This window comes from Streptomyces sp. NPDC058240, assembly GCF_042882135.1.
Classification (GTDB): Bacteria; Actinomycetota; Actinomycetes; order Streptomycetales; family Streptomycetaceae; genus Streptomyces.
The window spans coordinates 16,911-39,004 of the sequence record NZ_JBHVWT010000037.1 but is presented as its reverse complement, the minus strand read 5'-3'; the positions used below and the strand labels follow the sequence as shown (position 1 = coordinate 39,004).

The following is a 22,094-nucleotide window of genomic DNA, read 5'->3' as shown; positions in this document are numbered from 1 at the left end:
ATCTGGGGGACATGGTGAAGCCCCAGCCAGAGGACTGGGGCTTCACCATGCAAGCTCTCAGCGGTACTCGGCCCGCGCCTTCACCAGCTGGGCGTGGACCGTCCGCAGCTGCTCGACCCGCTCCGCCAGCGTGCCGATGACGGTCTCCAGCCCGTCCGGGTCCAGGCCCTCGATCCATGAGTCCTGCATCACCGTGCGGCAGCCGGTACGCGATCGTCCTGATCGGGCTCGGAAGCTCGCGGCATAACGAAGCGCCCCCGACCTTGGCCGGGGGCGCTGTCGTGCGTTGGCGGTCAGGTGCCGCGCCGGTTCTCCTCGCGCGCCGTCCCGTACTGCCACGTCTGTCCTGTGCCTCGGTACTCTGACACAGGGATGGGCTTGATTCCGGGCCGCATCTTCGAGCGGTACAACAGGCCGTGCAGGTGGTCGACTTCGTGGGCGACGAGCCGTGCGTGGCCGCGCTCGAAGATGGTGATCCGCTGCTGGCCGTCGATGTCTGTGTGCTCGACGCTGATTGACATCGGGCGCGGCACCATGCCGCGGACGTCGAAGAAGCTCAGGCACCCCTCGTATTGCTCGTCGAAGTCGCCGGACTCCTCGATGATCCTCGGGTTTAGCAACGTGATCGCCTCACCCTCCGGGGTGCGCACGATCGCAGCCGCGCGGTTGATGCCGATCTGCGGCGCTGCGATGCCCATGCCCTTGCCGAAGTTGTGTACGCCGGCCGCCCGGTCAGCTGCCGAGTGCAGTTCGGCGACGACTCGGCGGGCATCCTCTGCCTCGTCCGGGAGTGAGAACGGAAATGCCGCGGCGGTGAGGATCGGATCGCCTTCTTGGACGATTCCGATCGCCTGCATGCGGGCGCTGGCCGTGTCAGCGGTTCTGGTCAGATTGGGCTCCTTGGTCTTTTGGGCGCGGAAAGTCCACTCAAGGCGGTATCGCGCGTGAAGTGGTGGTTCGTCTGTGCTCCAGGAAAACACGCGCCGGCCGTCTTCGGTGCTGGAACGGATCGGATTGCGGAACGGGAACGCCGCGGCGGTCATGGTCGTCTCAGTGCCCCAGACGACGGGGTCCAGCTCGGCCGGGAAGTCGAGCCGGACGCCGAGACGCTGTGTGGGTAGCCGGACCGCCCGCTGGAACCAGGTGCCCCACTTGTCAGCCCCAACGGTGTAGCTGTACTCGAGCCACACCGACTCGCCCGGGTACAGCGGGTAGCGGCCGTGGTCGTTCTCGAACAGCAGCCACAGTTCCTTGAACGCGTCCCGGTCGTGCTGCACCCGCCACTTCATCTCTTCGCCGTCGATGCTGGCGGAGAGGTTGATTTCCTCCCAGGTGAGCGGGTGTTCGCGGTAGTGCTGGTTGGAGCGATCCGGGCTACCTGGGTAGCGGTCGACGGAAATCCGGATCAGGTAGCGGGTGATCGGGTCGGAGCCGTCGTTGTACAGCCGGCGCCGCTGCGTGGCCCGGTAGGTGCGACCGTCGAAGTGCAGGGAGGTGTCCTCGTGCTCGACGGTGAGGCTCGATGTGTGCGGCTCGCCAGCGCCCGGTGAACGAGGGGTAGGTGCCTCGCGCCCCTGGGCATCAAGCTCGTGGAACGCGCGCCGAAGTGCGCCGCCTGCCCGTAAGGCTTTGTCGGCGCCCTCGGCGAAGGTGGCCGAGGGGCGCTGTTGTCCGCCCTCGACCTTGGACACGTATGACGGTGTGTAGCCGACGGCGGATGCGAGCGCGGACTGGGAGAGGCCGCGGACATCGCGCCACCGCTTCAGCTCGGCAATGAACGCCTCGGTCGGTCCCTGCTCGGACATGAGATCTCCCCGCTGTGCATGTGAGTGAGCTGTGAGTGATCAGCTCTCAGGCTGCCGTCACACCGCTGCCCCACGGTGTCCTGCAGTCACACGGCGGGAATGTACCCGCCCTCAACCCTCGCAAAAGGTGATCGTGATGGTGTGGGCCGGGGCCTACGAGTCGGTGAACAAGGACGCCGGAGGCCGCTCGGGCAGCTCGTTCGTCTCGTGCGTGAGCCACCTCAGGAACGCGTTGAGGTGGTCATTCATAGTCGAGTCTGTGGAGCGGATGCCCTTCATGGCCTTGGCGTACAGCGCGGGATCGGGTCTGAAGGTCTTCGCTGGAACGTTATGGATTCCGTGGGGCATGACGAAATCTTCGCATGGTGGATTGCCATCCGTCCATGACTGCGTCTATGGTGGTGGACATCCACCACGGAGCTGTCTTCCACCAGCCCCTTCGGTGAAGAACGCAAGTGGCCCCATCCCGGGCTTCCACACACCGGGACAGGGCCTGACCGATCACCTTGATGCAACCAAGGAGTCAGTCATGACGCATGGTGTCATGCATGCCGCAGTGGGCGCCAACGCCCCCACCGTCCCTTCTATCCGCATCGTGCCGGCCACCGTGTCCGGCACCCGGGTCTACATCGAGTGCCCCGCCTGGTGCACCGTGGACCACGTTGCCTCGCCCGAGGGGTACCTCGAGGACGTCTGGCACGGAGGCGACTACGCCAACCTGAACGTGCCGCGCATCGGCAGGGATGACGAACTCTTCTCGTTCGCCCGCCTCGGCGTCGATCCGGTGTCCAGTGACCCGGCCAGGCGCAGCGCGTTCGTCTTCGTCGACGACGGTGGCGAGGGCTTCGAAATGAGCCCGGGGCAGGCCGATAGGTTCGCCGACAGCCTTGAGGCGTTCGCCGCCCAGATTCGGGCGATGGCCGCCACAGCGAAGGCTGAGGAATGACTGCCACCGACGAGCTCGCCCACGAGGCCGCGTCCTACGTGCGGACCGTTCGCCGCGACGATTCCACCCTGGACGTGAGCGAGGCCCCGCGCCTCACCGCCGCGTCTGCCGAGGTGGCGGCATGACGACCAAGCACTCGCACAAGCCGAACTTCGGCAAGAAGGTCGACGGCTGTCCCCGCTGCGACGAGCTCAAGGCCGGCGCCGAACCCGTCACTTGGAACGTGCGGCACGAGGCCCGCCTCGACGAGGAGGGGCGACGCTCCATCAGCGCCCACTTCGCCGCCAACGGGCCCCACGTCCGCGGCGAATGCGGCCCGGTCTGCACCTTCGGGGACTGGTGACCATGTTCCGGTCCAGCGATCTGTGCCCCGCCGACCGCGAGGCGGTCCGCGCTATCAAGCGCGCAACCGAAGCCGCGCGGGATGCCGAGAAGGCCCGCACGCTCCGCAAGAAGCTCGAAGCGGCCCGTACCCGCTAACCCCCTTACCGCCGCGCCCTTGCCGGTGACCACCCCCAGCCCGGCAGGGGCGCGGTACTCCACCTCACTTCACTCGGAGGACAGACCATGTGGGCCAGCATCATCGCCGCCGCCTCAGCCCTGGTGGGTGTCGCGCTCAGCACCGTTCTGCAGCAGCGCCAGGCCCGTGAGGTTCGTGCCGAGGCGCGGAGTGAGCAGACCCGGCGGGACACCCTCCAGGCCGTGACCGACCTGATGACCGCGATTGCCGACCACCGCCGGGCGATGTGGGTCCGCGAGGAGGCCCGCCTCACGGGCGCTTCCGAGCAGGAGATTGCCGCACTGCGGGCCGAGTCTCACGTCACTCGGTCGGCAATCACGGCCCCGCACATGACTCTCACGATCCTTGCCCCCGCATTGGCCGAGGCTGCCGACGACGCGGTCGCCGCGACCTACGACATGCGCGGCGCCACCGCCATGCCGCTGTTGGAGCTTCGGCGGGAATCTGCGGTCGCCGCCACGAACCGGTTCGCTGCTGCGGCACGGGCAGTGCTCGCCACCCGCTGAGCCTCGTACTACCCGAACCACCCCATTTCAACTCACTCACCCACTCGAAGGGCACCACCATGTCTCCGTACCTGATGACCACCGCTGACCTCGCCGCCCTGTCCAGTGGCGACGACGCGACCGTGTCCGACCTCGCCGCCCACCGCCGGGCCCGGATCACCGTCGCCCAGGCCGAGCAGGTCACCGCCGACGTCGACACCGACCGGCTGGCCGTCTCGCTCCTCAGCGAGTTCCGGGCCGCCTGGTCGGTGGGCGACCACGCCCAGATGACGGCCGTGATCCTCGCCGCGATCGACCTCGACCAGACCACGCCCGGCGAGCCCCGCCTCATGGACGAGATCCGCGGCATCCAGTACCCGGCCGCTGCCTGAACGTGCCCATCACCCCGACGACGAGAGGGACCGCCATGACCACGCAGACCGAGACCACCGAGACCACCGAGACCACGCCGCAGGAGGTGCTCTTCGAGCTCGTCACCGTCGATGGGGCGACCTACCGCAAGGGCGAGAACGCCCCCGCCGGCACCGTCACAGACCTGATCGGCACCGACATTCCCGTCCGCGTCGAGTCCTACGAGGGGGCGGGTGACTGGATCGACGTCCAGCTCGCCGACGGATACAGCGTCTCCGTCCCCGAGGTGCGCATTGCTCGGCTCGTCACCCGCACCCTCTGACCAGGAGCCGACATGTTCCCCACCCTGTTCGTCCTGCTGTACGTCGCACACCTGTTATCCGACTACCCGTTTCAGCCTGACCGCCAGGCCTCACGGAAAGCGGGCTGGACCGAAGGCGACAAGGATCCGAACCCGGGCCGCCACCACCATGGATGGGGCGCGAATTTGGCGCACGCCGGGACGCACGTCTTGGTCTCAGCCATCGCCCTCGCCCTCGGCGTCCTGGTCCTCGACCTGCACCTGGCCATCCCGGCCGCCGCGGTCGCGTTGCTCTGGATCGGCTCGACTCACAGCGCCATTGACCGCCGCTGGATGGTCCTCCGCTGGATGGAGCGCACCGGTCAGCCCGAGTTCGTCGAGCACGGCGGTGCGGCGCATGTCGATCAGACCGCGCACATCACCGCACTCCTGATTGCTGCCCTCGCCCTCGCAGCCTGACCCGAAAGGACACCACCCGACATGACCACCGCCGAGCAGCCCCGCGAGTACCACTTCGTCCTCACTGTGCAGAAGCCCGCTCCGTCGGGCGGCTACATCGTCGCCGACTGGTCCGGCTACATGACGCCCGAGCCCGGCTGGACCCGGCACGACGCGTTCCAGGCAATTCGGGCGGAGCACGTGAAGCAGAACCCGAACCTGGCGAATGCCAGCGTCCTCTTCTTCTCCCTCGAACCCAACCAGCTCTGACCCTCATCCTGCCCGCGAGAGGAGCCCCGATGATTCCCCGCCCCGTCGCCGACCTGATCTGTCTCTGGCACGGCCTCGCCCTCCGCCCGCGCGAGGTGCTTCTCGCCCGCAACCACCACCAGTGGCGCGGCGCCGGCTTCATCGCCCTCGTCGCTGTCCTCGTCGTCACCGGAGCGCCCGGCTTCCCGGTCGGTGCCTTACTTCCCGCGCTCCTGTTCGCCGGCCCCAGCTGGGTCCTTGACCTGGTCGGCACTTCCGCCCACGGGTTGTGGCAGTCCGGGCGGATCTGGGCGGGCGTCGAGTGCGAGTGCTGCGGCGGTGACCCCGATGACGGCGACGACGACACCGAACCGGACGACCCCACCGACGACGGCGGTCTCGCCCGCGACATCGAGAACTGGCTCCGCAACCAGCCCACCCCCACCAACGCCTAACCTGAAAGGACACCGGCTACCGTGACGACCAGCCCGCCCCAGGTGAACGGCCACAGCCGAACCGCCGTACCCGTCATCCGGGACTGGCGGAGCGCATTCCACGTCCAGCCGACGGAGCAGCCGGTCGTCGAGCCTGCCCCCCAGCCCGAGCCAGCCGCACCTGACGTTGACCTTGTTGCCCAGGCTGAAGCTGATGCCATCCGCGCTCGGGCCTACGCCGACGCTGAGGAACGCCGCATCAAGGCCGAATCCGAAGCCGAGGCCCTGAAGATCAAGGCGGGCGAGGAAGCCCGCAAGCTCAAGCTTGCCAACGACAAAGCCGAGGCACGCGCAGCCGAAGAGCAGGCCGCCCGCGACGCCCGGATTGCCGAGTCCAACCGGAAGCGGGAAGAAGCCGACCGGGCGCAGGCGGCTGCGCGGCAGGCCGAGCAGGAGCAGCAGGAGGCTGACGCCGCCACGGCGGAGGAGATCGTCAAGGCTGCTGACAGGTGGCGGCTGTACGCGGTCATGTTCTATGCCGTGTGCGCAGTTGTTGCCCTGCCGGTTCAGATTGCCGCGTTCTGGGACCCCAATGCCTGGTGGCTGGTGATCGCACCGCTGATGCTCGAAGGTGCCGCCCTCGTCGTCACCAAGGGGGCCGCGGCTGCAGTCGCCGCCCAGCGCCCGCACTGGCACTACCGCACGGTCGCCTGGGTGTTCGCGTTCATCGCCGCCGGAATCAACCTCTGGCATGGTCTCGCTGCGTTCGACCCGGCCACCGCGATTGGCACCGCGTTCGCGTCCCTGGCTGGCCCCGGCGTGTGGGATCTCCACGAGCACGGCCGGATCCGGAAGCGCGACGGGGTGCCGACCCGTCGGGAGCGGAAGGCCGCAGCGAAGGCCGGCAGGAAGCAGGCCGCCGAACAGGCCGCGGCAGAGAAGGCGGAAGCCGAGCACCAGGCTCACCGCGAGAACGCCGCACGGGACGTCGCTGCCGCGCTGGATGCGGCCCGCGCGGCAGAGTTCCCCGAGGTCCACAAGCACGCCAAGAGGCTGGCTGCGGACCTCGGCGAGCGGACCATCACGGAGTCCATCTGGAAGCGCGCCAAGCTCGATGTCGACGGCGCCCTGCCGGGTGAATCGGCGGAGGTTCTGCGCATGCGGAACGCGGCCGAACGACGCGTCGCCGCAGCCCGCACGAACGGCTCCGTCAACACCGTCGGCAAGAACGCATCTGTGCAGCGTGGCGCCCATCTCCCCCCTGCTGCGACCCGGCCCCGCCCGAAGCCTGTTCCGCCCCGCCGGAAGCGTGGCGACAGTGCCCCGTTCCATCCCGCAGCTAAGCGCCTCGCAGCCGACACCGCACGCCGTTCCATGACTGACCGCACCGACAACAACTGACCTGAGGAGACCCCAGCTATGACGACCCCGGCGAACGACAGCACCTCTTACGGACCCGGCCCCCGCCCGGTAGGCGAGCCGTCCTTCCCTCGCGCGCAGCAGGAGCGAGCCACCCGCGGCGCTGCACACCGCACCACCCACAAGACCCGTGTCGGAGGCGGCTTCAATCCGTCTCTCAACCTCACCGTGAACGAGAAGGTGGCCATGCCGCACAGCGTTGGCCAGCCCGGCACCCCGGGCGCCCAGCAGGTGGGTGGCGGGAAGGTTCCCGGGTCGGACTTCATGTCGAACGAGGACATCCGGGCGTACTGCGAGCACTACCGGAAGCGGGCCCGGAACCTCGCCACCGAGATGGCCATGGACGCCGACCACCTGGAGGCCGTCCTCCGTACCATCCCTGACCCCGCCGGCGCCCTCGGCGGCTCCCGCGCCAGGGCCCGCCGCGTCACCCGGTGGCTGAAGAAGGCGTCGGCCGCGCAGAAGGCCCAGCAGAAGTACTTCGCCTCCCTGTACGGCACGTTCGAGCGCGAATTCGAGTCCAACCTCCGCTCGATCAAGGCCCGCCAGCAGCAGAAGCCCGCCCGCACCTTCGGCTGGCGCTAACCCCCGTCCTCCACCCCTCACGAAGGAACGCACCCATGAAGCAGACATGGACCGCCACCACCATCGCGGAGGCCATCAACCTCCTCGACGCAGCGACGAAGCAGCTCGAAGGCCAGGCACTGGCCCTGGAGCCTGGAAGCTACAGCGCCCGCAAGGACATCGAGCGCGGCACCCCGATCCACCTCGCGATCGAGTTCGACCTCACCGACCTCATCCAGCAGACAGCCGACAAGCACATCGCCCGGCTGAGCTGACCTTCCGCCCCCGCCCAGAACAGGAGTACATCCCGTGGCTGACAGCCCGAAGGCCGACCTGTGGAAGGCCACCAAGCACCCCCGTATGAGGCCGTGGCTGGCTGTCGCCGCCGAGGTCCCCGCCACCTTCGCCGCCCACCACTACTGGGGCGACTCCGTACCCGCCGCGATCGGGCTCACCGTCGCAGCCGGCGTACTGACCGCCGCCACGTGGTGGGCGGGGGAGGGGACCAAGGTCGGGCGCCGCGTCCACGCCACCCTGTCCACAGGGCTCGGCACCGCGTACCTCGTCATCGGCACGGTCACGGGCCCGTTCGATCCCGCCATGGCGTCCACGCTCGTCATCGGCGGGGCCGTGGCAGCAGGTTCGTGGAACATCCGGCAGGCCCTTCGCGTCAACGTCGACCCGCAGAAGGAGGGTGGCGCGGTCGAGACGGGCATCCTCGTGAAGTCCATCGGCAACGCCAAGGCTGCACTGCGCGGCCAGCCGAAGGTCGAGCCGAACAAGGTCACGGCGCCGCTCAAACTGGACGGCATCACCAATGACGAACTCGGCAACCGGCTCAAGGAGATCGCCGTCGAGTTGGGCATCGCCCCGACGAGTGCACGTCTCCAGCCCGACCCTGAGCGAGCCGATCACACCGACCTCGTGATTGTTCCTCAGGACATGTTGAAGACCAGCGTGGTCTGGCCCGGCCCTTCCAGTCCGGGTGGCAGCATCACGGACCCCATCGTCATCGGCATCTACGAGGACGGCCAGGAGGCCATCTTGTGGTTTCCCTATGACGATCTGACCAAGCGCAACGCTACCCACTTCTTGGCTGCCGGGATGAATGGGTCCGCCAAGTCGACTGGCATCTCCGTCGCCATGGTCGAGACGCTCGCTCGGCGGGACGTCATCGGATGGGGCATGGACCCGTCGAAGGGAATGCAGACGTTTGCAGCATTCCTTCCGTACCTGGACTGGGTGGAGATGACCGAGGCTGGGGGCAACCAGATGATCGATGCCCTGTCGCAGGTCATCACCGCCCGCGCCAACGAACTCGGCCGCAACGGCTTCAAGAACTGGACGCCGGACGCCTTCGACCAGTTGGGCATGCCGTACATGGTCGTGTGGATCGAGGAAGCAGCGAAGTTCTTCCGTAACGGCACCGAGATGGAAGGCCTCGTCATGGAGGCCCGATCCGCCGGGATCTCAGTCATCATCAGCCTCCAGCGCCCGTCCGCCACCTCGATGCCGACCGACGTCCGCGAACAGCTCGGTGGCGTCATCTGCTTCGGCGTCAAAGGCTCCACCACCGCCGACATGGCCCTCCCCGACGACGTCCGCGACGCCGGCGCCCGCCCCGAAGCGTGGGAGAACCGCAAGCCCGGATACGCCTACCTTGTGGCCCCCGGCGTCGACGAAGAGCGGTACGCGACTCCGCTGCGCACCTACCTGATCGACGACGACCAGATCGGCGGCACCCTCGCCGTCATGCCCCGCACGCCCGTCGACCCCGTCACCGCGGCCGCTGCGGGCGAGGCCTACGCCAACCGCACCCGATACGACGCAGCAGCCCCTTTGACCAGCAATGAGACCACCGAACAGGAGACCATCGTCATGTCGAAGGACGAGACCGAAGCCGCCGAGAAGGCGCTGATCGAGAAGCAGGTCGACCGGGAGATCGAGGCCATGGTCGGCGACGACCCCGACGACGACGGGTTCATCCCCGACGTGGATGCCGAGCAGGAGATCCCGCCCGTGGGGGAGACGTGGTCATTCGGGCAGCAGCAGGCCAAGGTGCGTGAGCAGACACCGGAGGCCGGCATGGACTCGCTGATGGCCATGCTCGACGACTTCCGCGCCGAAGAGCGCGAGTTCATCGGCCCGAAGGACTTCGGGCCCTATGGCAAGGGATCGCGCATCGGACGGTCGCGACCCTGGGTGTCAGAGGCCCTCGGGGACCTGTCAGACGCCGGGATTCACCTGTCAGAAACCGAGCAGGCGGGTGTCTACAGGCTGCTGTACCCGGAAATGGCCGAGGTCTGACACCGGGGGTGTCAGCGCTGACACCCCCTCTGACCTGCGATGACACCGTTCTGACACTCAAATTCCTTGATCAGGAGTCAGTTTCGGGTGTCAGACCCCCTCCGGAGGGCCGATCTCTATAGGTCATGCGCGTGCGCGCGCGAGACGGCCCTCCGGTGACACCCCCAACCTGACACTGGAGACAAACGTCGTGAAACCGTCCGAATCGGATGGCTCGCGTGCCAAGGTGCTCGCCGCCGCTTTCCGGACCTGGACCACCGTCGACAACGACCCCGAACCCGCCGTTGCGCGCCTCGAAATCCGCTACCCGCCGGCCTGGGCCTTCGCATCCACCAACAGCCTGACCGCCCGGCAGCAGAAGCGGCTCCTCGACTTCCTGCGCGACGACTTGGCCGAGAACCGGCCCGGCTACTCCACCCCCGAACGTGCTGCCCGCGTCATCGCAGGACTCCTCGCCGAACTCGTAGCTGCCGGACAGAACCGCATCACGACCGCGGACCTCACCCAGGCCGCCCCACGCATCGGACGGTCCCGCACCTGGATCGCAGAGCACATCACCGAACTGGTCGACGCCGGCCAGCTCACCGAAACCCGCCGCCCCGACACCTTCCGAATCGCCTAGGAGACCCACCGTCATGCAGCTGCCCGAGCCGTACCAGCAGCAGGCCCAGGCCGGGCAGCCCAACCTGGGCAAGCCTGCTGAGTCCGCCAACGACCAAGCCCAGAAGCTCATCGAGGCCGTCAACGAAGCACTCGCCGACCAACACGTCACCTCCTACCGCGACGACACCCCGCTCCCCGTCGTCGGCACCGCGGCGCCAGTACCCCAGCCCGGCCGGCCCCCGATGAGTCAGCGAGCCACCGACGCCAGCGCCCTCATGCTGTCCGGGGGAGTCGCGACCGCACTCATCGGCGGGACCGCATCGCTCGTGATGGTGGCATCCGGAAGCGCCGACCCGGTCGTGTGCGCCATCGTCGTCGGCGCCCCGACCGCGCTCGTCCTCGCGATCGGACGGGTCGTCGGTCGGGTCAAGGCCACGGTCGAGGCGGCGCCGCCTACACACCACCACCACTACAACGGCGACGTTGTCCAGGACTCGCGCAGCATCACCACGACCACCCGCGGGGTCATCGCCAACACCCGGAACACGAGCCCGAACTAGGGGACCTGATGGGCAAGTACATAGGCCGGATGCCGGTCGAGATGCTCACCGACAAGAAGATCCGTCCCACCGAGTACCGCAAGTGGCGAGACGCCGAACGCCGCTTCGCGTGGCGCGACAAGGACAGGGCCATCATCGAGGAGCTCAAGGAGTCGATTCCCAAGTGGGGCCTCCTTGTTCCCATCCAGCTCGGGATCTCCGAGCGTCACCCCACCGACGTATACGTCGCCGACGGGCACCACCGGGCTATCGCCTTACGTGAACTGGGCGCCGACGACTTCCCGTTCCACTGGTACTGGATCAACAACAGCCGAGTCCGGTGGGAGAGCGAGCCGTTCCCGTACCACGTGCTCGGGCTGTGACTACCATGCCTGGATGGTGGCCGGCCGTGATCCGAGGCGTCAGGTGTCGGCGCGCGTTCGCCGCCCTTCTTCTCGACCACGCCACCGTCACCTACGACGGCCAGCTGCACGTCCGCTTCGCCAACCGCGGGGCGTGCGACGCCTACCAGGCCAGCGGCAGCCACCAAGCCATCGACGCCGCAGTGCAGTCGGTACTCGGCGAAGTCTCGGACATCAACTACACGTGCGACGCCTGACATCTAGCGCACGGCACGGCCCCGGACCATGAGGTCCGGGGCCCTGTCGTATCCCGCACCGTTGCCGACTGACCGGGTGGCTGGGACTGTGGTCGCATGGTCGACACTCACTCGCGCGGGTACGAGACAGCCGCCCGCTGGATGTTCTGGTCCGGCATCGCCCTGTTCCTGCTCGGGTTGGCCACACTTGGGGTTGCGAGGACAGATGGTACTCAAACGTGGGAATGTGCCCCGGGCTGCCGACTTGTGGAGAGCACGGCATGGGAGACCGCCAGAACAGTGGGTGCAGGGGGCGCGGCGCTGGGAGCGCTGCTCTGGGCTGCGGCCATCCTGATGGTTCTCCGCAGACGGCGGACACCACCCGCGACACGACCCACCGACAGTTCAGCGTCATAGACCTTCACTGCACGACAGGGCCCCAGACCTCGTCAGCCGGGGCTTTCGCTGTGGCCCTCGCGAGCCACCGTTCCGTTCCTGCGGATCGAGTAGGCGGCAGTAGTGGCCGCAGGTTGAAAGCCGCGCACATGCGGGCCAGTTCGGCGGCGCACTCCTCCCGAGAGTCCGCCTGCACCATGAAGACCGTGGTCATGAGGCCAGTCTGGTGGATAGCGGGTAGCTATCGCAGATGAATCAGCGATAGCTTGACGTGATGACGTGGGCGAACGTATCGTCTGCCTCACTGGACACGCATGTCGCTGAGGGCCGCCCGACGAGGCGGCCCTCAGTCGTTCCCGGCGGAGGTGAACATGGCCGCCCGTGGACTCGTCAGCGAGAAGGACGCCGCCTACTACGCAGGCCGGCCCGGGGTCACCATCCGGCGCTGGGCCCATGAAGGGCGGATCCAGCGGTACGGGTCCGGCCGCGGCCAGGTTCGCTACAGCGTCTTCGAACTGAACAAGGCTGAACGCGACGAATGGACGCGCAAGCTCATCACCCCCGGCGAGCCACCGCCGCTGCCCGAAGTCGCTAACGCCGCCTGACGGCACTTTGGGGGTCTTCGCGTTCCCTTCGCGTCATCAGCACGTGCATGCCACACTGCCTCCACCACAGCACATCCCTGGGGGCGCGATGTCCAGCTACAGCGACGTACAGAAGGCCGTGCGGGTCGAGAAGTTCCGCATCTGGTTCGCCTGGCTCTCCGGCAACGTGATCATGCTGATGATCGCGGGCGCCACTCGTAACGTCAGCATCGTCAGCACCGTCACTCAGATCCTCTTTACGGCCTCCTTCTTCCTGCTCACCTTCGTGGCGATCCGAATGACCAACGCCCTCAACCGCAAGGCGCTTGCGGCCCGGCGGGAAGTGCTCGGCGAAGACCTGTAGCAGGAGGTGGCGCACGTGGCCGGCAACCCCCGCAACGGGCGCCCCTACCGCCGACTCGTCGCCGCCGTGAAGGCGCTCGGCCACCCGTGCTGGCGGTGCGGCCATAACATCGACCCCACACTTGACCCGCGGCACCCGCTCAGCTTCACCCTCGACCACGTCATCCCGCTCAGCCGCGGTGGCAGCCTTCTCGACCCGGCCAACGCCCGCAGCATGCACAGGCGCTGCAACTCGGCGAAAGGGAACCGAGTCGGGCCACAGCCGCTCAAGACCTCGCGGAGTTGGTGACGCCGTGCTCATCGTCGTCACCGGCCCGCCCGGTGCCGGTAAGTCCAGCTACATCAAGGCCCACGCCAAGCCGCAGGACATCGTCATCGACCTAGACCTCATGGCCCTCGCCATGGCCGGCCCCGGAGCAGACCACCACAACCACAGTGAGACCCTGCTCAAGGTGGTGCACCGCGCCCGCTTCGCTGCGATCCGCGAGGCCGAGCAGCACATCGAGACCACCGACGTGTACGTCATCAACACGCTGCCCAACGCCCGGACCGTGGCGCAGTACAAGCGGCTCAAGGCGCGCATCGTCACCGTCGACCCAGGGCGCGACATCGTGATGCAGCGCATCGAGGACATGAGGCAGCCGGGCATGAAGGCGGTCGCGACCAAGTGGTACCGGGCGAACCGAGGCAGGTCACGCAGTGCGATGCCCCAGGCATCGCGGGAGTGGTAACCCACCGCGACTGGCAGTGAGTAGCAGCGAGTGACCGGGTCCCGATGGCGGTCGGGAGGGGCCGGCCGACGGCTCGGATCGTGATCGAACTGGGCGAGCGGAGCCGTTCTTTGAGTGGCGGAGCGGGCGACCCAAAAGCCCTTCGCGCCCGTTTGCGTGCGTGGCAAATCTGAAAGACGATCTTGGGCCGAGCTTGAAGGGTGACCCAAAGTTGACCGTCACTCTTTGTGACCATTGGCAAGGTTACGTTCTGTTACATCACGTGCGTCACCGTATGTGACGTTCTGTCCGCCACGTTCGTGGCGCGCCCCTGTTGATCACCCGCCGCTGATCCCGGCGGGAAGGAAGGCCCGAGTCTCCCGGCTCGGGCCTTCCGCATTTCCGGGAGACCTCATGAAGATCCGTACTTACGTGTGCGCAGATTGCGGCAGCACTGGCGAGCAGACGGGGCGTGGGCCGAACCGGCTGCGGTGCGATGGCTGCCGAGCAATTCGGCTGGCGTACCGGGGAAGGCGGGCTCTCCAGGAGTCTCGCGTCTGTGTTGCCCCTGATTGCGGTCGGTCGTTTAAGCCATGCCGGAAGAGTCAGCGCTGGTGCTCGCTGGCGTGCGGCAACAAGCACAAGCCCAGCGCAGGCCCCCGCGGCGGCCTGTCGCCTGCAGCTCGGGAACGCCAGCGTTTGTACTGGCAGGAGAAGAACCGGCGTCGGCGTGCCGCGAAGCGCGGTGGAGTGTCGGAGCCGTACACGTTGCTGCAGATAGTCGAGCGCGACCGGGGTTGCTGCGGGCTCTGCGGCGACCCGGTGCTCATGGCCGCGAAGGTCCCGCACCCGAAGGCTCCGACGATCGACCACGTGGTGCCCGTCTCGGAGGGTGGGGACGATACCCGCGCCAACGTGCAGCTGGCGCACTTCCGTTGTAACAGCGTCAAGGGCGCCCGCGGTTGCCAGCAGCTCGCCCTGATCGGGTGAGGGGGAGCCGTGGTTGCTGACGAGATCCGGGCGGAGATTGAGCAGCTGGGCGTGGCCTCGGTCGCACCCGGCCAGGCCGCCCTGGCAGAGACGCTTGCCCGAACGTTCGACGAGAACGATGCGCCTACGTCGCGCGCGATCGTGGCCCGCGAGTTGGGCGCCGTGATGAAGACTCTGCGCGCCCTCGCTCCTGTACAGGCGGAGGGGGATGCGCTCGATGACCTCGCTGCTCGAAGGGCCCGGCGCCGTGGCGCCTGATACACCGCTGTACGGCTCGCAGACGCCTCGCATCCTGACGGTGCCGAAGACGTGCTTGTCGTCGTCCGGCCAGGAGGCGGTGGAGCTTGCTGCGTTGGCTGGCCTGACGTTGGACCCGTGGCAGCAGTTCGTGCTCGACAAGGGCCTGGGCGAGCGGGCCGATGGTCGGTGGTCAGCGTTCGAGGTTGCGGTGAACGTGCCGAGGCAGAACGGCAAGGGCGGGATCATCGAGGCCAGAGAACTGGCCGGGCTGTTCCTCCTCGGCGAGAAGCTGATCCTCCACTCTGCACACGAGTTCAAGACCGGGCTCGTTGCGTTCCGCCGGATCGAGCAGCTCATTATGGGGTGCCCTGACCTGCGTAAACGTGTCCTTCGGGTGCGTAAGACGACGGGCGAGGAGGCAATCGAGCTCGTCACCGGGCAGGTGCTTCGGTTCCTGGCCCGCAGCGGCGGTAGCGGCCGTGGCTTCACTGGGAACCTCAACGTCCTCGACGAGGCGATGATCCTTGGGGATGACGCGATGGGTGCGCTGATGCCGACGATGTCGGCGGTCCCGAACCCGCAGATCTGGTACTTGGGTTCCGCGGGCATCGGCCATCCGTCGGTGCAACTGGGCCGCCTGCGCGGCCGAGCCCTGGCCGCAGTGGAGTCCGGGGAGCCGGATCCGTCGCTGGCGTACTTCGAGTGGTCGGTGGATCCGCACCGCGACGAGTGCGCGCCGTCGTGTACGGAGCACGCAGGTGCAGATGATCCGGCGTCGTGGGCGACTGCGAACCCCGCCTTGGGCATTCGGATCAGCGAGGAGCACGTGCGCAACGAGCGCCTCAGCATGGGCGGTAGTGGCATCTTCGAGCGTGAACGTCTTGGCGTCGGCGACTACCCAAGTGACGGCAAGGACGCCTGGCAGGTCATCGGCGAGGATGTCTGGCGGGCACTGGCGGCCGCGGAGTCCACGCCGGAGGGCGCGGTGGCGTTCGCCATCGACGCGACTCCGGAACGCTCGCATGCCGCGATTGCCGTGGCTGGGCACTGGCGTGGCGGGACGCACGTGGAAGTCGTCGCGCATCAGCCCGGCATGGGCTGGGTGGTGGAGAAGGCGAAGAAGCTTCACGAGCGACACAAGCCGCGCTGCTGGGTTGTCGACGCGGGCGGCCCGGCCGGTTCGCTCATCGAAGACCTGGCCGAAGAGCTCGGCGTTGAGATCGTCAGCCCGAAGATGCGCGAGATCGCTTCTGCGACTGGCCAGTTCTTCGACGCGGTCACCGACCAGTCCCTGTCGCACATCGATCAGGCGCCCTTGGCAACGGCTTTGGCGGGCGCCCAGAAGCGCCCTATGGGTGACGCGTGGGCATGGGCCCGGCGCGGCGTGAACGTGGACATCAGCCCGCTCGTGGCGGTGACCCTGGCGAAGTGGGGCCTCGGTGCCGAGGTCGAAGATCCTGGCGACGTAGTCGACAACGTGTGGTGAGGGGTACTCAGTGAGCTGGTGGTGGCCCTTCCGACGCAAGGAACAGCGGTCGATCTCGTTTCAGGATGTGTGGGGATCTGGAGGGGATACCCGCCTGCTGACGGGTGCTGGGCAGGAGCGGGCACTTCGTCTGGCCCCGGTGTACGCGGCTACGCGGCTCCTGTCGGACTCCGTGGCGTCGATGCCGCTGAAGTCGTATCTGGGCGAGGGCACGTCCCGGCGGCCGATCGTGTCCCCGCAGATCTTCACCCGCCCGGCTGCGGTGGGGACGCGGTACGACTGGCTGCACCGGTGCATGACGTCGCTGACGCTGCGAGGCAACGCCTACGGGCTGGTCGTCTCTCACGACGTAAACGGGTGGCCGGATCAGGTGGAGTGGCTTCACCCGGACGACGTGCATGTCGAGGACAACCTCGCCCCGGTGCCGGTCTGGTACTACAAGGGCCGGCGCCTGGACCCGGGGCAGCTGTTCCACATCCCGGCGTATACCCTGCCCGGTCAGATCCTGGGGCTGTCGCCGATCGCGTACTTTGCGACGACGACCGACACCGGGCTGCTGGCGCAGCAGTTCGGGCGGGACTGGTTCGCGAACGGCAGCACCCCGGCAGCTGTGCTAGAGACCGACCGGGAGATCTCGAAGGAGACCGCGGGCATTCTCAAGGCGCGGTTCAAGGAGGCTGCCGAGGGGCGCGACATCGTCGCACTGGGGCTTGGCACGAAGTACCGGCCGATCAGTGTCCCGGCGAACGAAAGCCAGTTCCTGGAGACCATCAAGGCGTCGGCGAATCAGATCGCGGCGATCTACGGTGTGCCGCCGGAGAAGATCGGCGGCGAGACTGGCGGATCGCTGACCTACGCCACGGTCGAACAGAACAGCATCGACCTGCTGACGTGGACGCTCCGCCCGTGGCTGGCCCGCCTGGAAGAGGCCTTGTCGCTTCTGCGGCCGCCCGCCGAGGACGTGCGGTTCAACGCAGACGCCATGCTGCGCACGGACACCCTGACCCGGTACCAGACTCACCGGATCGCCCGCGTGATCGGCCTGAACAACATCGACGAACTGCGCCTCCTGGAAGACCAGGAGCCCCTGCCGAATGGCCAGGGGCAGGACTACGCGCCGCTGGTCAAGGCGGCCCCTGACGGAAGCGAGAAACCGTGAACGGCGAGACAGAACGTCGGTTCACCCGTGGCCTCGTGGAGGTCCGGGCGGCCGGGGACAGCAGGACGATCGGCGGGTACGCCGCGAAGTTCAACACCCTGTCGCGGAATCTGGGCGGGTTTGTCGAGCGGATCGACCCTGGGTTCTTCGCGAAGAGCGAGGGCGATGGGTGGCCGCGGGTGATGGCCCGCTACAACCACGACAACAACATGCTGCTGGGCACGTCCCGGTCGGGCACCCTGCGTCTTGCCACCGATGGCACGGGGCTCGACTACAGCGTGGATGTGCCGGCCGCCCGCGCCGACGTGTACGAGCTGGTGCAGCGCGGCGATGTCGCCGAGTCGTCGTTCGCGTTCCGCACGCTGGACGACGACTGGTCGATGACCGAGGACGGGTTCCCGGTGCGGACGCTCCTCGCCGGTCAGCTTGTCGATGTGGCGCCGGTGAATGACCCGGCGTACCTGGACACCAGCACCGGCCTGCGGTCGCTTGCCGAGCGCGCTGGGGCTGAGCTGGAGGAGGTCCGGGCCGCGGCCGAGTCGGGCGACCTGAAGGGCTTTCTGGTGCCGCAGCGCACCATCATTGATCTTGCGCCGGAGGGCGGGCAGGGCGAAACCCACCCGCCGCTGGCGTTGCGGCAGCGGCGCGCCGAGTTGTATCGGCGCCGCACCTTCTGAGGCAGGGCGACACCCACCTCGCACATCCAATTCATCAGACACCCCGGCCGCCGGCTGAGGGTGTCGTCGTCATGCCCCGGGAGGGCAAATGAGCGAGTACATCCAGCGCCTCAAGGAGCGCCGCGCCAACGTGTGGGAGCAGACGAAGGAGCTCCTGGACGCGGCCGAGGGCGAGAAGCGCGACCTGACCGCCGAGGAGGAGCAGACCTACCAGCGGCTGAACGCCGATCTGGACGCGATCGACGCGCGGGCCAAGGAACTGCACCAGGCGGAGGAGCGCGCGAAGGACGCCGAGGCGGCATTCGCCGGGCTGCTCGACAAGCCGCAGACCGCCGACCGTCGCGACGCCGGGCAGGACACGGATGCCCAGCTCCGGGCATTCTTCAAGGGTGAGACAGGCAAGCGCGTCTTCGATGTGCAGCCTGACGAGGGCGAGCGCCGCACGGACCTGCGGACCCTGTCCAAGCTCACCGCAGCCGCGGGCGCCAACACGGTGCAGACCTCGTTCTACACGCAGCTGGTACAGCACCTCATCGAGGTTTCCGGGGTGATGCAGACCAACCCCACCACGCTGCGTACCGCGACCGGCGAGCAGATCCAGATCCCGAAGACGACCGCACATTCTGCGAGCGCTTCGCTGGTGGCGGAGGCGGGGACGCTCTCGCCGAACGACCCGACTTTCGGGCAGGTTCCGCTGGACGCCTACAAGTACGGCTTCCTGCTCCAGATCTCGCACGAGCTGCTCAACGACACCAGTGTCGACCTCACCGGATACCTGTCCATGCAGGCCGGCCGGGCGCTCGGCAACGGGTTCGGTGCCCATCTGGTCACGGGCACTGGCACCTCCCAGCCGAACGGCATCGTCACGGCGTCCACGCTCGGGGCGACTGGGGGCACGGGCGTAACTGGCGCTTTCACGGCCGACAACCTGATCGACCTGTACTACAGCGTCATCAGCCCGTACCGTGCCAGCGGTTCCTGCGCGTGGATGATGCGTGACTCCTCGGTGGCCATTCTCCGGAAGATCAAGGACACGACCGGGCAGTACATCTGGCAGCCCGCGCTGACTGCGGGCAACCCGGACACCGTGCTGGGCAAGCCGCTGTATACCGATCCGAGCGTTCCTGCGGTGGCACTGGCGGCGAAGTCGGTGCTGTTCGGTGACTTCTCGCAGTACTTCGTCCGCATGGTCGAGAGCATCCGCTTCGAGCGGTCGGACGACTATGCGTTCAACTCCGACCTCGTCACCTATCGAGCGATCCTGCGCGGTGACGGTGACCTCGTCGACACGACCGGCGCGATTAAGTACTTCGCCGGTAACGCTGCCTGACCCGCGGGCGGGGCGGCAGTAGGCCGCCCCGCCCCCTTTCATCGAACGGAGAGGTACCCATGCTTGTGCGTATGAGGGTCGATGTGTCAGGGACCCGCGACGGCGAGCCGTGGCCGGCGAAGGGCGGCACCGTCGAACTGCCGCAGGACGAAGCCAAGAGCCTGATTGCGATCGGCCTGGCGGTCGAGGCCGACGACGAGGAGTCCGGGGAACCGGCCGAGGAGAACGCCGAGGCGTCAGCCGACGAGGAGACCGCAGCGCCGAGGAAGCCTTCGCCGCGGAAGCCTCCCGCCAAGCCGACAAAGTAGGAGGCAGCTGTGGCCCTGCTGACCCTGGCCGAGGCGAAAGCCCAGCTCGACATCGAGACCACGGCCGACGACGTAGAGCTGCAGGCGTACATCGAGGCGTTGACGGCGCCGATCGAGCGGTACGTAGGCCCGGTGGAGACGCGGGAGTTCACCGAGACGATCGAGGGCAAGCGCGCTTCGATCGGCCTGACGCACATTCCGGCCGTGGCTCTGGTCTCGATCACTCCAACGCTGGGCGCCGGCGGCGCACTCGGTCTGTCCTCCGTGGTCCTGGATCCGGCGCCGGGCATCGTGCGGCACCGGACGGGCACATTCGCCGGGACGCTGTGGACGGTCACGTACACGGCTGGCCGCGGCACGGTACCCCCGACGATCAACCTCGCGGCGCGGCTGCTGCTTCAGCACCTGTGGCGCACCCAGTACGGGGCCGCCCGCGGTGGCGGCGGAGCCGACGACTACGCGGTTACCGAGCCCATCCCCGGCTTCGGATACGCCATCCCCAACCGAGTCCTCGAACTCCTGGAGGCGTTCAAGGTCCCGCCGGGGGTGGCGTGATGGCCACGTCCGCAGTACCCGCCGCGGTCGATGCGCTGCTCGCGATCCTGCGGGCTGAGCCTGCCTTGGCTGACGCGAGGATCGTGGACGGCCCGCCGTCGGTGAACCTCACCGAGCGGCACCGCATCTACGTGGGCTGGTCACCAGGCGCCGATCAGGCCATCGACATCGCCCAGGACTTCGCATCGGCCGGCGCGCGCACCCGCGACGAGAGCTTCGACATCGCCTGCTACGCCGAGACCCGGGCAGGCGACAAAGACATGGCCCTGCGCCGAACGACGGTCTTCGAGCTTCTGGCCGCCGTCGAGGTTGCGCTGCGTGCCACGAACGACGCACCCACCGCGCCGACCCTGTCCGGGACCGTCCAGTGGGCGCACCTGACTGCTGGCGGTCTCGTACAGGAGCAGAGCGACGGCGGGGCCCTGGCCGGTCTGTCGTTCACCGTGTCCTGCCGCGCCCGTATCTGATCACCCCACCCACATGAGGAGTTACGCCATGGCGCGAGTGCGCTACATCGGCGCCGAGCCGGTCACCGTGCCGGAGCTCGGCAGCAAGACGATCCAGCCCGACGAGGTGGTCGAGGTGCCTGACGGCAGGTTCGAGGGCTACCTCTGCCAGCCGCAGACGTGGGAGAGCGTGGAGGAGCCGAAGGCCGATCTGCCCCCGAAGAAGATGACGACCGCGGCGAAGTCCGCCACCTCGAAGGAGGGCTGACCCATGGCGATCGGTTCTGGGCTCGGCGCGCAAATCGGAATCGCGGCCGAGTCGACCTACGGCACCTACGTGGCGCCGACGAAGTTCATCGAGTTCACGAAGGAGGGCCTTCAGCTCAAGAAGACCACCGCTCAGTCCGCCGGAATCGCGGCGGGTCGGCTGCTGCCGCTTTCTAGTCGACGTGTGGTGACGCAGCGCCAGGCATCCGGCAGCCTGGACATGGAGGTCACCACCAAGGGCATGGGGGTGCTGCTCCAGACCCTCATGGGGACGAGCGTTACTCCGGTCAAGCAGGCGACTAGTGACGCGTACCTCCAGACACACATCCTGGTCGACACCGCGGGCAAGAGCCTGACGGTCCAGAAGGGCGTACCCCTCACTACCGGCGTCGTCACCAGGAAGAACTTCATCGGTTGCAAGATCGTGTCGGCGGAGTTCTCGTGTGAGGTCGGCGGGATGCTGACCGCGTCGTTCGAGATCGACTCGAAGGACTGCCAGGAGACATCCGTTCTGGCGGTGGCCACGTATCCGACGATGGCGCCGTTCCACTTCGGGCAGATGGCTCTGAAGACCGGCGTGTTCGGTTCCGAGGCGGACCGGTCCGGGATCCGCAAGGTCAGCATCAAGTTCGAGCGCGGCATGGCGACCGAGCGGTTCTACGCCGGGCAGAGTGGCACGAAGGCCGAGCCGATCTCGAACGACCAGGTGAAGGTGACCGGCAGCATCGAGATGGACTACGTCGACACGGCCCTCGACGACCTCCACACCAGCGATGCAGCCACCAGCCTGGTGTGGGCGTTCACCGGCGCCGAGATCGCCCCCACGTATCCCGAGGCCATCACGTTCAACCTCCCGGCGATCCGGTTCGACGACGCACCGCCCGTCGTCGAGGGCTTCGACGTCATCAAGCCGACGCTCAACTTCACCGGCCTGTACGACGGCACGAACCCGCTGTCCATCACCTACATGTCCACGGACATCACGCTGTAGCAGGGGGTGGCC

General features: G+C 67.7%; 35 protein-coding genes. 33 read left to right on the top strand and 2 right to left on the bottom strand.

Annotated elements, in window-relative coordinates; translation table 11 throughout:
* Window positions 1-57 precede the first annotated feature (57 nt).
* Together ACFVX4_RS33325 and ACFVX4_RS33320 are read right to left on the bottom strand one after the other, a co-directional pair.
* Complete coding sequence (locus tag ACFVX4_RS33325; protein ID WP_389984661.1) at window positions 58-339, bottom strand: DUF6907 domain-containing protein; 282 nt, start codon at window positions 337-339, stop codon at window positions 58-60.
* The gene (locus ACFVX4_RS33320; protein WP_389984658.1) at window positions 294-1,805 is read right to left on the bottom strand and encodes a peptide deformylase; all 1,512 of its coding nucleotides are present in this window, start codon (window positions 1,803-1,805) and stop codon (window positions 294-296) included. Before ACFVX4_RS33320 ends, ACFVX4_RS33325 begins: the two co-directional genes overlap by 46 nt.
* 442 nt (window positions 1,806-2,247) lie before the next feature.
* On the opposite strand from ACFVX4_RS33320, the gene ACFVX4_RS33315 reads away from it, so the two are divergent.
* The 33 genes from ACFVX4_RS33315 to ACFVX4_RS33155 all read left to right on the top strand — a co-directional run bounded on the left by ACFVX4_RS33315 (window position 2,248) and on the right by ACFVX4_RS33155 (window position 22,082).
* Window positions 2,248-2,751, top strand: a complete 504-nt coding sequence (locus tag ACFVX4_RS33315; protein WP_389984655.1) for a DUF6907 domain-containing protein — start codon at window positions 2,248-2,250, stop codon at window positions 2,749-2,751.
* Complete coding sequence (locus ACFVX4_RS33310; RefSeq protein WP_389984652.1) at window positions 2,748-2,876, top strand: hypothetical protein; 129 nt, start codon at window positions 2,748-2,750, stop codon at window positions 2,874-2,876. Before ACFVX4_RS33315 ends, ACFVX4_RS33310 begins: the two co-directional genes overlap by 4 nt.
* A complete protein-coding gene (locus tag ACFVX4_RS33305) occupies window positions 2,873-3,094 on the top strand; it encodes a hypothetical protein (RefSeq protein WP_389984649.1) in 222 nt (73 codons plus the stop codon). The genes ACFVX4_RS33310 and ACFVX4_RS33305 overlap by 4 nt, the downstream gene beginning before the upstream one ends.
* A gap of 2 nt (window positions 3,095-3,096) precedes the next feature.
* Entirely contained in the window at window positions 3,097-3,231 is a 135-nt protein-coding gene (locus tag ACFVX4_RS33300; protein ID WP_389984646.1) for a hypothetical protein, read from the top strand.
* 87 nt (window positions 3,232-3,318) lie between these two features.
* Window positions 3,319-3,777 carry a protein kilB gene (locus ACFVX4_RS33295; protein ID WP_389984643.1) on the top strand — a complete coding sequence of 153 codons (459 nt, stop codon included), beginning with the start codon at window positions 3,319-3,321 and terminating at the stop codon, window positions 3,775-3,777.
* 74 nt (window positions 3,778-3,851) lie between these two features.
* A complete protein-coding gene (locus ACFVX4_RS33290; protein WP_389984640.1) occupies window positions 3,852-4,148 on the top strand; it encodes a hypothetical protein in 297 nt (98 codons plus the stop codon).
* Window positions 4,149-4,183: 35 nt separating this feature from the next.
* Window positions 4,184-4,450, top strand: a complete 267-nt coding sequence (locus ACFVX4_RS33285; protein WP_389984637.1) for a hypothetical protein — start codon at window positions 4,184-4,186, stop codon at window positions 4,448-4,450.
* A 12-nt stretch (window positions 4,451-4,462) separates the two neighbouring features.
* Entirely contained in the window at window positions 4,463-4,888 is a 426-nt protein-coding gene (locus ACFVX4_RS33280) for a DUF3307 domain-containing protein (protein WP_389984634.1), read from the top strand.
* Between the two features lie 21 nt (window positions 4,889-4,909).
* Window positions 4,910-5,137 (top strand): hypothetical protein, encoded by a 228-nt coding sequence (locus ACFVX4_RS33275; protein ID WP_389984631.1) that lies wholly within the window; start codon window positions 4,910-4,912, stop codon window positions 5,135-5,137.
* A gap of 29 nt (window positions 5,138-5,166) precedes the next feature.
* Complete coding sequence (locus ACFVX4_RS33270) at window positions 5,167-5,571, top strand: hypothetical protein (protein ID WP_389984628.1); 405 nt, start codon at window positions 5,167-5,169, stop codon at window positions 5,569-5,571.
* A 21-nt stretch (window positions 5,572-5,592) separates the two neighbouring features.
* Window positions 5,593-6,951, top strand: coding sequence for a hypothetical protein (locus tag ACFVX4_RS33265; RefSeq protein WP_389984625.1), 1,359 nt, complete (start codon window positions 5,593-5,595; stop codon window positions 6,949-6,951).
* A gap of 18 nt (window positions 6,952-6,969) precedes the next feature.
* On the top strand, window positions 6,970-7,554 hold the full coding sequence (gene traA / locus ACFVX4_RS33260; RefSeq protein WP_389984622.1) for a plasmid transfer protein TraA: 585 nt from the start codon (window positions 6,970-6,972) through the stop codon (window positions 7,552-7,554).
* A 35-nt stretch (window positions 7,555-7,589) separates the two neighbouring features.
* On the top strand, window positions 7,590-7,808 hold the full coding sequence (locus ACFVX4_RS33255; RefSeq protein WP_389984619.1) for a hypothetical protein: 219 nt from the start codon (window positions 7,590-7,592) through the stop codon (window positions 7,806-7,808).
* Window positions 7,809-7,842: 34 nt separating this feature from the next.
* Window positions 7,843-9,840 (top strand): plasmid transfer protein TraB, encoded by a 1,998-nt coding sequence (traB, locus tag ACFVX4_RS33250; RefSeq protein WP_389984616.1) that lies wholly within the window; start codon window positions 7,843-7,845, stop codon window positions 9,838-9,840.
* A 190-nt stretch (window positions 9,841-10,030) separates the two neighbouring features.
* Window positions 10,031-10,462: a hypothetical protein gene (locus ACFVX4_RS33245; protein ID WP_389984613.1), complete on the top strand. Its 432-nt coding sequence runs from the start codon at window positions 10,031-10,033 to the stop codon at window positions 10,460-10,462.
* 13 nt (window positions 10,463-10,475) lie between these two features.
* A complete protein-coding gene (locus ACFVX4_RS33240) occupies window positions 10,476-11,003 on the top strand; it encodes a hypothetical protein (protein ID WP_389984610.1) in 528 nt (175 codons plus the stop codon).
* 8 nt (window positions 11,004-11,011) lie between these two features.
* Entirely contained in the window at window positions 11,012-11,365 is a 354-nt protein-coding gene (locus ACFVX4_RS33235; RefSeq protein WP_389984607.1) for a ParB/RepB/Spo0J family partition protein, read from the top strand.
* A gap of 26 nt (window positions 11,366-11,391) precedes the next feature.
* Window positions 11,392-11,601, top strand: a complete 210-nt coding sequence (locus ACFVX4_RS33230; protein ID WP_389984604.1) for a hypothetical protein — start codon at window positions 11,392-11,394, stop codon at window positions 11,599-11,601.
* 746 nt (window positions 11,602-12,347) lie between these two features.
* Window positions 12,348-12,581: a DNA-binding protein gene (locus ACFVX4_RS33225; protein WP_389984601.1), complete on the top strand. Its 234-nt coding sequence runs from the start codon at window positions 12,348-12,350 to the stop codon at window positions 12,579-12,581.
* 88 nt (window positions 12,582-12,669) lie between these two features.
* Window positions 12,670-12,924, top strand: a complete 255-nt coding sequence (locus tag ACFVX4_RS33220; RefSeq protein ID WP_389984598.1) for a hypothetical protein — start codon at window positions 12,670-12,672, stop codon at window positions 12,922-12,924.
* Window positions 12,925-12,939: 15 nt separating this feature from the next.
* Window positions 12,940-13,212, top strand: a complete 273-nt coding sequence (locus tag ACFVX4_RS33215; RefSeq protein WP_389984595.1) for an HNH endonuclease — start codon at window positions 12,940-12,942, stop codon at window positions 13,210-13,212.
* A 4-nt stretch (window positions 13,213-13,216) separates the two neighbouring features.
* Window positions 13,217-13,654: an AAA family ATPase gene (locus ACFVX4_RS33210; protein ID WP_389984592.1), complete on the top strand. Its 438-nt coding sequence runs from the start codon at window positions 13,217-13,219 to the stop codon at window positions 13,652-13,654.
* A 747-nt stretch (window positions 13,655-14,401) separates the two neighbouring features.
* Window positions 14,402-14,623: an HNH endonuclease gene (locus ACFVX4_RS33205; RefSeq protein ID WP_389984589.1), complete on the top strand. Its 222-nt coding sequence runs from the start codon at window positions 14,402-14,404 to the stop codon at window positions 14,621-14,623.
* A gap of 9 nt (window positions 14,624-14,632) precedes the next feature.
* The gene (locus ACFVX4_RS33200) at window positions 14,633-14,881 is read left to right on the top strand and encodes a hypothetical protein (protein WP_389984587.1); all 249 of its coding nucleotides are present in this window, start codon (window positions 14,633-14,635) and stop codon (window positions 14,879-14,881) included.
* Entirely contained in the window at window positions 14,841-16,349 is a 1,509-nt protein-coding gene (locus ACFVX4_RS33195; protein WP_389984584.1) for a terminase, read from the top strand. The genes ACFVX4_RS33200 and ACFVX4_RS33195 overlap by 41 nt, the downstream gene beginning before the upstream one ends.
* Window positions 16,350-16,359: 10 nt before the next feature.
* Window positions 16,360-17,508: a phage portal protein gene (locus tag ACFVX4_RS33190; RefSeq protein ID WP_389984581.1), complete on the top strand. Its 1,149-nt coding sequence runs from the start codon at window positions 16,360-16,362 to the stop codon at window positions 17,506-17,508.
* Window positions 17,505-18,185, top strand: a complete 681-nt coding sequence (locus ACFVX4_RS33185; RefSeq protein ID WP_389984579.1) for an HK97 family phage prohead protease — start codon at window positions 17,505-17,507, stop codon at window positions 18,183-18,185. Before ACFVX4_RS33190 ends, ACFVX4_RS33185 begins: the two co-directional genes overlap by 4 nt.
* An 88-nt stretch (window positions 18,186-18,273) precedes the next feature.
* A complete protein-coding gene (locus ACFVX4_RS33180) occupies window positions 18,274-19,515 on the top strand; it encodes a phage major capsid protein (RefSeq protein ID WP_389984576.1) in 1,242 nt (413 codons plus the stop codon).
* Between the two features lie 71 nt (window positions 19,516-19,586).
* Window positions 19,587-19,823, top strand: coding sequence for a hypothetical protein (locus tag ACFVX4_RS33175; protein WP_389984573.1), 237 nt, complete (start codon window positions 19,587-19,589; stop codon window positions 19,821-19,823).
* A gap of 9 nt (window positions 19,824-19,832) precedes the next feature.
* Window positions 19,833-20,378 carry a head-tail connector protein gene (locus ACFVX4_RS33170; RefSeq protein WP_389984570.1) on the top strand — a complete coding sequence of 182 codons (546 nt, stop codon included), beginning with the start codon at window positions 19,833-19,835 and terminating at the stop codon, window positions 20,376-20,378.
* Entirely contained in the window at window positions 20,378-20,845 is a 468-nt protein-coding gene (locus ACFVX4_RS33165) for a hypothetical protein (protein WP_389984567.1), read from the top strand. The genes ACFVX4_RS33170 and ACFVX4_RS33165 overlap by 1 nt, the downstream gene beginning before the upstream one ends.
* A gap of 28 nt (window positions 20,846-20,873) precedes the next feature.
* Entirely contained in the window at window positions 20,874-21,092 is a 219-nt protein-coding gene (locus tag ACFVX4_RS33160; protein ID WP_389984564.1) for a hypothetical protein, read from the top strand.
* Between the two features lie 3 nt (window positions 21,093-21,095).
* A complete protein-coding gene (locus tag ACFVX4_RS33155) occupies window positions 21,096-22,082 on the top strand; it encodes a phage tail tube protein (RefSeq protein WP_389984562.1) in 987 nt (328 codons plus the stop codon).
* Window positions 22,083-22,094: the final 12 nt, after the last annotated feature.

Excerpts from the sequence above, each read along its gene's own strand:
- ACFVX4_RS33240 (WP_389984610.1), top strand. The coding sequence starts at position 10,476 with ATGCAGCTGCCCGAGCCGTACCAGCAGCAGGCCCAGGCCGGGCAGCCC.
- ACFVX4_RS33300 (WP_389984646.1), top strand. The coding sequence starts at position 3,097 with ATGTTCCGGTCCAGCGATCTGTGCCCCGCCGACCGCGAGGCGGTCCGC.
- ACFVX4_RS33195 (WP_389984584.1), top strand. The coding sequence starts at position 14,841 with ATGACCTCGCTGCTCGAAGGGCCCGGCGCCGTGGCGCCTGATACACCG.
- ACFVX4_RS33295 (WP_389984643.1), top strand. The coding sequence starts at position 3,319 with ATGTGGGCCAGCATCATCGCCGCCGCCTCAGCCCTGGTGGGTGTCGCG.
- ACFVX4_RS33165 (WP_389984567.1), top strand. The coding sequence starts at position 20,378 with ATGGCCACGTCCGCAGTACCCGCCGCGGTCGATGCGCTGCTCGCGATC.
- ACFVX4_RS33290 (WP_389984640.1), top strand. The coding sequence starts at position 3,852 with ATGACCACCGCTGACCTCGCCGCCCTGTCCAGTGGCGACGACGCGACC.
- ACFVX4_RS33285 (WP_389984637.1), top strand. The coding sequence starts at position 4,184 with ATGACCACGCAGACCGAGACCACCGAGACCACCGAGACCACGCCGCAG.
- ACFVX4_RS33255 (WP_389984619.1), top strand. The coding sequence starts at position 7,590 with ATGAAGCAGACATGGACCGCCACCACCATCGCGGAGGCCATCAACCTC.
- ACFVX4_RS33155 (WP_389984562.1), top strand. The coding sequence starts at position 21,096 with ATGGCGATCGGTTCTGGGCTCGGCGCGCAAATCGGAATCGCGGCCGAG.
- ACFVX4_RS33180 (WP_389984576.1), top strand. The coding sequence starts at position 18,274 with ATGAGCGAGTACATCCAGCGCCTCAAGGAGCGCCGCGCCAACGTGTGG.
- traA (WP_389984622.1), top strand. The coding sequence starts at position 6,970 with ATGACGACCCCGGCGAACGACAGCACCTCTTACGGACCCGGCCCCCGC.
- ACFVX4_RS33235 (WP_389984607.1), top strand. The coding sequence starts at position 11,012 with ATGGGCAAGTACATAGGCCGGATGCCGGTCGAGATGCTCACCGACAAG.
- ACFVX4_RS33305 (WP_389984649.1), top strand. The coding sequence starts at position 2,873 with ATGACGACCAAGCACTCGCACAAGCCGAACTTCGGCAAGAAGGTCGAC.
- ACFVX4_RS33275 (WP_389984631.1), top strand. The coding sequence starts at position 4,910 with ATGACCACCGCCGAGCAGCCCCGCGAGTACCACTTCGTCCTCACTGTG.
- ACFVX4_RS33220 (WP_389984598.1), top strand. The coding sequence starts at position 12,670 with ATGTCCAGCTACAGCGACGTACAGAAGGCCGTGCGGGTCGAGAAGTTC.
- ACFVX4_RS33160 (WP_389984564.1), top strand. The coding sequence starts at position 20,874 with ATGGCGCGAGTGCGCTACATCGGCGCCGAGCCGGTCACCGTGCCGGAG.
- ACFVX4_RS33310 (WP_389984652.1), top strand. The coding sequence starts at position 2,748 with ATGACTGCCACCGACGAGCTCGCCCACGAGGCCGCGTCCTACGTGCGG.
- ACFVX4_RS33320 (WP_389984658.1), bottom strand. The coding sequence starts at position 1,805 with ATGTCCGAGCAGGGACCGACCGAGGCGTTCATTGCCGAGCTGAAGCGG.
- ACFVX4_RS33175 (WP_389984573.1), top strand. The coding sequence starts at position 19,587 with ATGAGGGTCGATGTGTCAGGGACCCGCGACGGCGAGCCGTGGCCGGCG.
- ACFVX4_RS33280 (WP_389984634.1), top strand. The coding sequence starts at position 4,463 with ATGTTCCCCACCCTGTTCGTCCTGCTGTACGTCGCACACCTGTTATCC.
- ACFVX4_RS33270 (WP_389984628.1), top strand. The coding sequence starts at position 5,167 with ATGATTCCCCGCCCCGTCGCCGACCTGATCTGTCTCTGGCACGGCCTC.
- ACFVX4_RS33225 (WP_389984601.1), top strand. The coding sequence starts at position 12,348 with ATGGCCGCCCGTGGACTCGTCAGCGAGAAGGACGCCGCCTACTACGCA.